At 65.2% G+C, this 5910-nt stretch carries 7 protein-coding genes and 1 tRNA gene; 5 read left to right on the top strand and 3 right to left on the bottom strand.

All coding sequences use genetic code 11. The features are described from left to right. Together HP547_RS26655 and HP547_RS26650 are read left to right on the top strand one after the other, a co-directional pair. Positions 1-291 (top strand): sensor histidine kinase (locus HP547_RS26655; protein ID WP_372242965.1); only part of this gene is annotated, 291 nt, incomplete at its 5' end. Next, positions 281-940, top strand: a complete 660-nt coding sequence (locus HP547_RS26650) for a response regulator transcription factor (RefSeq protein ID WP_172224927.1) — start codon at positions 281-283, stop codon at positions 938-940. The genes HP547_RS26655 and HP547_RS26650, both read left to right, overlap by 11 nt. On the opposite strand, the gene yegS is transcribed toward HP547_RS26650, so the two are convergent. Then, a complete protein-coding gene (gene yegS / locus HP547_RS26645) occupies positions 924-1811 on the bottom strand; it encodes a lipid kinase YegS (RefSeq protein WP_172224924.1) in 888 nt (295 codons plus the stop codon). The genes HP547_RS26650 and yegS overlap by 17 nt on opposite strands. A gap of 360 nt (positions 1812-2171) precedes the next feature. Here yegS and HP547_RS26640 point away from each other — a divergent pair, with 360 nt between their 5' ends. Continuing rightward, a complete protein-coding gene (locus HP547_RS26640; protein ID WP_172288400.1) occupies positions 2172-3419 on the top strand; it encodes a glycosyltransferase family 4 protein in 1248 nt (415 codons plus the stop codon). Here HP547_RS26640 and glp read toward each other — a convergent pair. Beyond that, the gene (gene glp, locus HP547_RS26635; protein ID WP_172224918.1) at positions 3408-4634 is read right to left on the bottom strand and encodes a gephyrin-like molybdotransferase Glp; all 1227 of its coding nucleotides are present in this window, start codon (positions 4632-4634) and stop codon (positions 3408-3410) included. The two genes, HP547_RS26640 and glp, sit on opposite strands and share 12 nt — an antisense overlap. Further along, positions 4618-5157: a molybdenum cofactor biosynthesis protein B gene (gene moaB, locus HP547_RS26630; RefSeq protein ID WP_172224915.1), complete on the bottom strand. Its 540-nt coding sequence runs from the start codon at positions 5155-5157 to the stop codon at positions 4618-4620. The genes glp and moaB overlap by 17 nt, the downstream gene beginning before the upstream one ends. 185 nt (positions 5158-5342) lie before the next feature. Here moaB and HP547_RS26625 point away from each other — a divergent pair, with 185 nt between their 5' ends. Continuing rightward, the gene (locus HP547_RS26625) at positions 5343-5564 is read left to right on the top strand and encodes a YgdI/YgdR family lipoprotein (protein ID WP_172224912.1); all 222 of its coding nucleotides are present in this window, start codon (positions 5343-5345) and stop codon (positions 5562-5564) included. A gap of 81 nt (positions 5565-5645) precedes the next feature. After that, a tRNA-Pro gene (locus tag HP547_RS26620) sits at positions 5646-5722 on the top strand. Positions 5723-5910 lie beyond the last annotated feature (188 nt).

The raw sequence follows: 5910 nt of genomic DNA, 5'->3' as shown, positions 1-5910 counted from the left end.
ACCAACATGTTGCGCCACGCCCAGGCCCACAATCTGGTCATCCGCTTGCAACGCACTGCCGAGGGGCTGGCGCTGTCGATCCATGATGATGGCCGTGGTTTCGTTCCCGGCCCGCATCCGGACAACGCCGGCCAGCGTGGCCTGGCCGGCATGCAAGATCGGGTCACGGCGCTGCAGGGCCGCCTCGACATCACCAGCCACCTTGGCGCGGGGACGCGGATCGAGGCGGTGTTCCCGTGGGCTGCGCGCACCCAGCAACGCGCCAGGAGTACTGCTGCACATGACCTGTAGATTGCTGCTGGTGGACGACCATTCGCTGATTCGTGCCGGGGTCCGCGCGCTGGTCTGCGACATCCCCGGCTATGACGTGATCGGCGAAGCCGACGACGGCAACCAGCTGCTTGAGCAGGTGCGCACGTTGGCGCCGGACATCGCCTTGCTGGACATCTCCATGCGTTCGACCAGCGGCCTGGACGCACTCACCCAGCTGCGTGCCAGCGGCAGTACCTGCAAGGTACTGATCCTGTCGATGCACACCGATCCAGACCTGATCATGCGTGCGCTGGAAAGCGGCGCGCATGGTTACTTGCTCAAGGACACCAGCGCCGCCGAGCTTGAGCAGGCCCTGGGAGCGGTGCGCAACGGCGAGCGCTACCTCAGCCCGGCCATCGCCCATACCGTCATCAACCAGGCGCTACGGCACACCAAGCCGGGCAAGCAAGGCGGTGGCGAGCGGCACAACCTCACCGCCCGCCAGCTTGAAATCCTGCGCCTGATCGTGCGCGGCAAATCCACCCGGGAAATCGCCGCCGGGCTTGGCCTTTCGATCAAGACGGTGGAAACCCACCGCTCGCAGATCATGAAGCGCCTGCAGATTCATGACGTGGCGGGCCTGGTGCTGTTCGCCGTGCGCGAGAAAATCATCAGCCTGGACGACTGAGCAAGGGCGACCCTGCCGGCAGGTGCAGGCGCAGCGCAGCAGGCCTGGCCTGAAAGCGCAGGTTGTCGGCCTGCAAGGGTTCGCCATCAAGGTTGATGTCCAGCCCCCGCGAGCTCTTGATCTCGACCCAGGGCAACCTGGCCCGCACGAACAGGCCATCACCGACCAGCAAGTCGCGTAGCGCACCCACCACCTCTTGCGGCGCGGGCAGGATGGCGATGTCGAGCAAGCCGTCGTTGACCACAGCCTCCGGGCAGAGCGCCTGCCCGCCTCCCGCCTGGCGGCCATTGCCGATGCCCAGCGCCAGCAAGTCCCCTTGCCAGTGAAAGTCCGGCCCTTGGAGCTCCACCGAAGCTGCCTGCAGCTCGCTGAAGCGCGACAGCCCGGTGAACAGGTAAGCCGCGGCGCCCAGTACCTTTTTCAAGTCTTCGGAAGTATTGGCCGTTACCTGGCTGCCAAAGCCCCCCGTGGCCATGTTGAGGAACAACTGGTCGCCGGCCTGGCCCAGGTCGATTGGCTGTGCCGGAACGTTCAGCAGGGCCAGTGCCGTGGCGGGCTCCAGGGGGATGCCGGCGGCTTTGGCGAAATCGTTCGCGGTACCCAGCGGCAACAGCGCCAGGCTGGCCTCGGTCCCCACCAGCCCCATGGCCTCGGCCACATCACGCAATGTGCCGTCCCCGCCACCGGCGACAATGTGCGTGTAACCCGCCGCCAGCGCTTCAGCGACCAGGCGCTGGGCGTCACCCGCCTCCCAGGTGACCCGCACATCCAGCGCCCAGCCGCTATCGCGCAGGTCGTGCACGGCACTGCGCAGTTCTTCGTTCATTGCCTGTTTGCCGTGCAGGATCAGCATTGCCTTGCGCCCTTGCATGTGCGCGTCTCCGTAAGTTGGCCAACCCTGATCTCGACCACTGCTGCCTATCGATCGTTGCATGCCACCTGAAAAAAACAGGCCAGGCCCTGCTGCCAGTCAGGGGCTAATGGGGCTGCTGCACAGCCCCTCGCCGGCAAGCCATGCGCCGTACTTGTGGGAACCTGGCTTGCCGGCGATGGGCCGCAAAGCGGCACCAATTGCTCGACTGGCTGGCATCAAGCCGCTCCGAGCAAGGCAATTGATCGCGTCGGACGGTCATTTTTCCCACGCTTCGGAATGCCCGTCTATGCTCAGCAAATACCCTCTAGTGCCATGGACGCGCCCCGTATCCGCAGCCTTCAGCGAGGATTTCGCGTCATGCGCATTCTCTGGACCTTGCCATACCTGCCCTGGCCCACTACCAGCGGCAGCAAGACCCGGCAATACCACCTGCTACGTGCATTGGCACAGCACGGCCACCGCATCACCCTGTTGGTGCAGTCGAAAATCCCCCTGAGCGATGCCGCCCGCGATGCCCTGGAGCCGTTGGTCGAACGGTTGATCGTGCTGCCACGCCGTGCGCTGCACAGCCCGCTCAACCTGCTTGCCTCACCCATCATCGACTACCCCATGCGCGCGATCATCAATGGCCTGTCGCCTTGTCTGCGACACCGTTTCGAGCAGTTGCTGGACGAGCCCTGGGATGTGATCCAGATCGAGCACAGCTACAGCTTCCAGCCCTTCGAAAAAGCCCTTCAGGCCCGCGGGCTGCCCTACATGCTCAGCGAGCACACGCTGGAGTCGGTGATGGGCGGTGCCAGCCACGACCGCCTGCCGCTGTGGTTGCGCCCCCTCAATGCCTTTGACCGCTGGCGCTACCGGCGCTGGGAACACCGGGTGCTGCGCCAGCCCACCGAACTGGTGGCGGTCAGCGCCCACGATGCAGAGTTAATAGAGCAAATCAGCGGGCGCCCGGTGAACGTGGTGGTCAATGGCGTGGACTGTGATTTCTACCAGCACGTGCAACCTGCCCTGCACAGCCAGCGCCTGCTGTTTGTCGGCAACTTCGAGTATGGCGCCAATCTGGAGGCCATCGAGTGGGCTCTGGAAGACATCATGCCGCAGGTGTGGATGAGCAACCCGGCGGTGCGCCTGGCGATCGCCGGGCATGCCATGCCGGCAAGCTGGAAACTGCACTGGAACGACCCACGCATCGAATGGCTTGGCTACCGCCCAGACCTGCGTGAACTGCAGCGGCGTTCGGCGCTGTTCTTTGCGCCGCTGCGTTACGCCGGCGGCTCCAAGGTGAAAATCCTCGAAGCGATGGCCGCCGGGCTGCCGGTGATCACTACCGGCAAAGGCGTCTCGGGCCTGTCGGCCAACAACGGCGAGCACTACCTGGGCAGTGATGACAGCGACCAGCTGGCGCTGCTGATCACCCAGTTGCTCAATCAGCCCTGGCGCATGAGCCAGTTGGGCGATGCCGGGCGCCTGTTCGCCCGCCAGCGCCACGACTGGAGCGTGGCCGCGCAGCAACTGGAGAACGTGCACATGCGCCTGACCCAGGCGGCATCGGCCCAGACCGCGCCGCTGGCCAGTGCGTGGCTGGAGCGCTCAGCCAAGTAGCTCGCTGAACGGGATGAACGGCACACTGTCGCCCTGCTTCGGCGTGCTGCCTTCGCGCACCTCCACCAGCCCTTCGGCCCACGCCGCGCTGCGCAGCACTCCCGAACTCTGGTTCTTGTAGATGCGCACCTGGCCCTGCTCGATGCGCGCCCGCAAGTACTCGCGACGTGTTCCCGCCTTGGGCCAGTCGAAGCCTGCCGGCATGTCGAAACGCAGCGGCGTGACATCCACCACACCCTGGCGCCGCAGCAGATAGGGACGGGTCAGCAGGCCGAACGTGACCAGGGTCGAGGCCGGATTGCCAGGCAGCCCGATTACCGGCACGCCCCGGAAGTGCCCGAAGGTCAGCGGTTTGCCCGGTTTTATCGCCAGCTTCCACAAGGCCAGCTCGCCGGCTTCGCGCAGGGCCGCACCCAGGTAGTCGGCCTCGCCCACCGAGACCCCGCCGGTAGACAGGATCAGGTCGACCCCGCCCAGCCCGGCCAGGCAGGCACGGGTAAGAGCCAGGTCATCCGGCAGGATGCCGGCATCGACTACCTCACAGCCCAGCCTCTGCAACCAGCTGACCAACAGCCGACGGTTGCTGTTGTAGATTTGCCCAGGCCCCAGCGGCAGGCCGGGTTCGACCAGTTCGTCACCGGTGGAGAGCACCGCCACGCGCACTTTGCGGACCACGTCCAGGCGGCCATGGCCCAAGGTGGCAGCCAGACCAAGCTCGATCGGCCCCAGCCGGGTCCCGGCGCTCATCACCTGCTCGCCTTTACGGGTTTCCTGGCCCTGAGGGCGAATGTTCTGCTGGGCTTGCAACGGCTCCAGAAAGCGCACCCGGCCATCTTCAAGCACCTCGGTGTTTTCCTGCATCTCGACGCAGTCGGCACCTTCCGGTACTGGCGCCCCGGTAAAGATGCGAGCACAGGTGCCCGGTTGCAGAGGCTGCGGTGCATGGCCGGCGAAAATCCGCTGGCTGACCGGCAACGCCTGGCCCTGCCAATCGGCCAGGCGCAGGGCATAACCATCCATGGCACTGTTCGGCCAGGGCGGCAGATCGAGCGAGGCCACCAGGTCGGTGGCCAGCACACGGCCTTCGGCCTCGGCCAGCGGCAGGTTCTCGGTCTCGCCGATCGGTGCCGCCTCGGCTAACGCCAGCAGCTGCTCCAGGGCCTGTTCCACCGGCATCAGCGGCCGGGCCTGGTTAGCCTCAGCCACGGCTGTCACAGGCCGCTGCCTGCTTCAGGTGCGGCACGAAGTTGCACGGGCGATGACGGGCGTCGAGCTGCTCGGCGAGGATACCGTCCCAGCCGGTGCGCACGGCGTTGGTAGAACCCGGCAGGCAGCACACCAGGGTGCCGTTGGCCAGCCCGGCCAGCGCGCGCGACTGCACGGTGGAGGTGCCAATGTCCGCCACGGAAATCTGCCGGAACAGCTCGCCAAAACCGTCCACCTGCTTGTCCAGCAGGCAGGCCACGGCTTCGGGCGTGCTGTCGCGGCCGGTGAAACCGGTGCCGCCGGTGATCAGCACCACTTGCACGTTGTCATCGGCGATCCAGGTGGCGACCTGGGCGCGGATCTTGTACAGGTCGTCCTTCAGCAGCACGCGCTCGGCCAGGCGATGGCCGGCCGCGCTCAGGCGGTCGACGAACAGCTGGCCGGAGGTGTCGGTGTCGAAGGTGCGGGTGTCACTGACCGTCAGCACGGCGATGTGCAGCGGCACGAAAGGGGTATCTGCCTTGGCTTTCATGGGGTCCGTCACAAGAAGATGGGATGGCCGCAGTTATATCACAGCGCACCTTTCCCAGCGTGGCGACCAGCTGCCTTGCCCTGGATCAACGGGACGGATTTGTCGCTATGCTGCACTGAAAAGGAACTTGCACCAACGTGTTGCGTCATAACTGTCATCTGGCACCATCGCACTGGAGAAACACGATGATCAAACGGACCCTCCCCGCTTTCCTGCTCGCCCTGGGCCTGGGCGCCCTCGCCGGCTGCTCGACCCCAAGCGTCATCACCCTCAATGATGGCCGCGAAATCCAGGCAACCGACAAACCCTCCTATGATGAAGACTCTGGCTTCTACGAATTCGAGCAACTGGACGGCAAGCGCACGCGCCTGAACAAGGACCAGATCCGCACCGTCAAAGAGCTCTGATCAAGTCGCCTGTTTTGGTCAGCGGCCGTTGAACGACAAGGGCTTGCGGGCCAAAACGGGATGCAGTAGGATTTTCGCCATCGGAGTGTAGCGCAGCCAGGTAGCGCGTCTCGTTCGGGACGAGAAGGCCGCAGGTTCGAATCCTGTCTCTCCGACCAGATCCTGCTCAAAAAGCCCGCCTTGCGCGGGCTTTTTAGTGCCCGGTCAGGCGCTCAGGCGCGAGGTGACCTCACCCAGCTGCCCCGACAGCCCATGCAGGCGCTGCCCTGCCTGTTCGGTGTGCTGCACCGCTTCCTGGTTGGCTGTGGCAATGCGGGTGATTTCGATCAGGTTGCGCGAGATGTCC

Source organism: Pseudomonas sp. CM27, from assembly GCF_013179515.1.
Taxonomy (GTDB): domain Bacteria; phylum Pseudomonadota; class Gammaproteobacteria; order Pseudomonadales; family Pseudomonadaceae; genus Aquipseudomonas.
Note: the sequence above shows the minus strand (reverse complement) of the source record. Positions and strands in the feature narration are given on the sequence as shown.